This window comes from Brevibacterium antiquum CNRZ 918 (genome assembly GCF_900169145.1).
Classification (GTDB): Bacteria; Actinomycetota; Actinomycetes; order Actinomycetales; family Brevibacteriaceae; genus Brevibacterium; species Brevibacterium koreense.
This window is the reverse complement of sequence record NZ_FXZD01000034.1, coordinates 1-3,053: the sequence shown is the minus strand read 5'-3', so window position 1 is coordinate 3,053 and position 3,053 is coordinate 1. Positions and strand designations below refer to the sequence as shown.

Annotated in this window: 1 rRNA gene; it reads left to right on the top strand. The window is 54.5% G+C overall.

Features of this window, described 5'->3' with window-relative positions:
* Positions 1–3,053, top strand: a 23S ribosomal RNA gene (locus BANT918_RS17045); the annotation flags it as partial.

Below are 3,053 nucleotides of genomic sequence, written 5' to 3'. Positions count from 1 at the left end.
ATGAGTGTGTAAGAGCGCATGGTGGATGCCTTGGCATCAGGAGCCGATGAAGGACGTGGAAATCTGCGATAAGCCTCGGGGAGCCGATAAACGGGCTGTGATCCGAGGGTGTCCGAATGGGGAAACCCCGCCACATGAGAGTGTGGTGACCCGCATCTGAATATATAGGGTGTGTGGGGGGAACGCGGGGAAGTGAAACATCTCAGTACCCGTAGGAAGAGAAAATAAAATATGATTCCGGGAGTAGTGGCGAGCGAAACTGGAAGAGCCTAAACCTTGTCAGTGTCAAACGTGCTGGTGTTGCTGGCTTGGTGTTGTGGGGTATGCGTGTTCGGTCCAGCATGACCGAGGCGTTGATGAGTGCTAGATGTAGTCGAAGCTGGTGGGAAACAGTACCGGAGTGGGTGAGAGTCCCGTAGACGAAACATGTGGCCCCAATGTTGTGCATATACCCGAGTAGCACGGTACTCGTGGAATGTCGTGTGAATCTGCCAGGACCACCTGGTAAGGCTAAATACTTCCTGATGACCGATAGCGGATAGTACCGTGAGGGAATGGTGAAAAGTACCCCGGGAGGGGAGTGAAATAGTACCTGAAACCATGTGCTTACAATCCGTCAGAGCCTCCTTGTTGGGGTGATGGCGTGCCTTTTGAAGAATGAGCCTGCGAGTTAGCGGTGCGTGGCGAGGTTAACCCGTTGTGGGGTAGTCGTAGCGAAAGCGAGTCCGAATAGGGCGTTTCAGTCGCGTGTCCTAGACCCGAAGCGGAGTGATCTAGCCATGGGCAGGGTGAAGCGTGTGTAAGAGCGCGTGGAGGCCCGCACCCACTTCAGTTGAAAATGGAGGGGATGACCTGTGGTTAGGGGTGAAAGGCCAATCAAACTCTGTGATAGCTGGTTCTCCCCGAAATGCATTTAGGTGCAGCGTTGCGTGGTTCTTGCCGGAGGTAGAGCTACTGGATGGCTGATGGGCCCCACCGGGTTACTGACGTCAACTAAACTCCGAATGCCGGTAAGGTTCAGCGTGGCAGTGAGACAGTGGGGGATAAGCTTCATTGTCGAGAGGGAAACAGCCCAGACCATCAACTAAGGCCCCTAAGCGTGTGCTAAGTGGGAAAGGATGTTCAGTTGCGAAGACAACCAGGAGGTTGGCTTAGAAGCAGCCATCCTTGAAAGAGTGCGTAATAGCTCACTGGTCAAGTGATTGAGCGCCGATAATGTAGCGGGGCTAAGTACACCGCCGAAGTTGTGGCAGCACCCCTTATAGCCGTAATGGTGGGGTGTTGGGTAGGGGAGCGTCGTGCTGGCAGTGAAGTCGCCGTGTGAACGAGTGGTGGAGCCGGTACGAGTGAGAATGCAGGCATGAGTAGCGAAAGACGGGTGAGAAACCCGTCCACCGGATGACCAAGGGTTCCAGGGCTAGGCTAATCCGCCCTGGGTAAGTCGGGACCTAAGGCGAGGCCGACAGGCGTAGTCGATGGACAACCAGTTGATATTCTGGTACCGACGCATAACCGTCAATACCAAAACACACGATACTAACCTTGCCACATGCCCGTGATGTCTTCGGATGTCTGGTTGGTGTGTGGTGTGGAACCTGAGTGTGGAGTCGGTAAGCGCGAGGTGTGACGCAGGAAGGTAGCCAGGCCACGCGATGGTAGTCGTGGTCTAAGGTCGTAGCACGTGGGGGTAGGTAAATCCGTCCCCACATTGAGTGTGAGAGCTGATGGGCGCCCCATTTTGGTGGGGTGATCTGGTGATCCTATGCTGCCGAGAAAAGCATCGGCGTGAGGTTGTGTGTTGCCCGTACCCTATAACCGACACAGGTGGTCAGGTAGAGAATACTAAGGTGATCGAGAGAATCGTGGTTAAGGAACTCGGCAAAATGCCCCCGTAACTTCGGGAGAAGGGGGACCATCCCGGTGAAGCCAACTTGCTTGGTGATGTGCTGGTGGTGGTCGCAGAGGCCAGAGAGAAGCGACTGTTTATTAAAAACACAGGTCCGTGCGAAGATGTAAGTCGATGTATACGGACTGACGCCTGCCCGGTGCTGGAAGGTTAAGAGGACTCGTTAACCCCGTAAGGGGTGAAGCGGAGAATTTAAGCCCCAGTAAACGGCGGTGGTAACTATAACCATCCTAAGGTAGCGAAATTCCTTGTCGGGTAAGTTCCGACCTGCACGAATGGCGTAACGACTTCTCTGCTGTCTCAACCACGAACTCGGCGAAATTGCATTACGAGTAAAGATGCTCGTTACGCGCAGCAGGACGGAAAGACCCCGAGACCTTCACTATAGTTTGGTATTGGGATTCGGTGTGGTTTGTGTAGGATAGGTGGGAGACTGTGAGACCTTCACGCTAGTGGGGGTGGAGTCGTCAAGTGAAATACCACTCTGACTATACTGGATTTCTTAACTTCGGACCCTGATCGGGTTCAGGGACAGTGCCTGATGGGTAGTTTAACTGGGGCGGTTGCCTCCTAAAGAGTAACGGAGGCGCCCAAAGGTTCCCTCAGCCTGGTTGGCAATCAGGTGTCGAGTGTAAGTGCACAAGGGAGCTTGACTGTGAGACGGACGTGTCGAGCAGGAGCGAAAGCTGGGACTAGTGACCCGGCCATGGCTTGTGGAAGCGTGGTCGCTCAACGGATAAAAGGTACCTCGGGGATAACAGGCTGATCTTGCCCAAGAGTCCATATCGACGGCATGGTTTGGCACCTCGATGTCGGCTCGTCGCATCCTGGGGCTGTAGTCGGTCCCAAGGGTTGGGCTGTTCGCCCATTAAAGCGGTACGCGAGCTGGGTTTAGAACGTCGTGAGACAGTTCGGTCCCTATCCGCTGCGTGCGTAGGAAATTTGTGGAGGCCTGTCCTTAGTACGAGAGGACCGGGACGGACGAACCTCTGGTGTGCCAGTTGTACCGCCAGGTGCATGGCTGGTTGGCTACGTTCGGGAAGGATAACCGCTGAAAGCATCTAAGCGGGAAGCCTGCTTCGAGATGAGATTTCCAACCCCACTTGTTGGGGGTGAGGTGTCCTATAGATTATGGGTTTGATAGGCC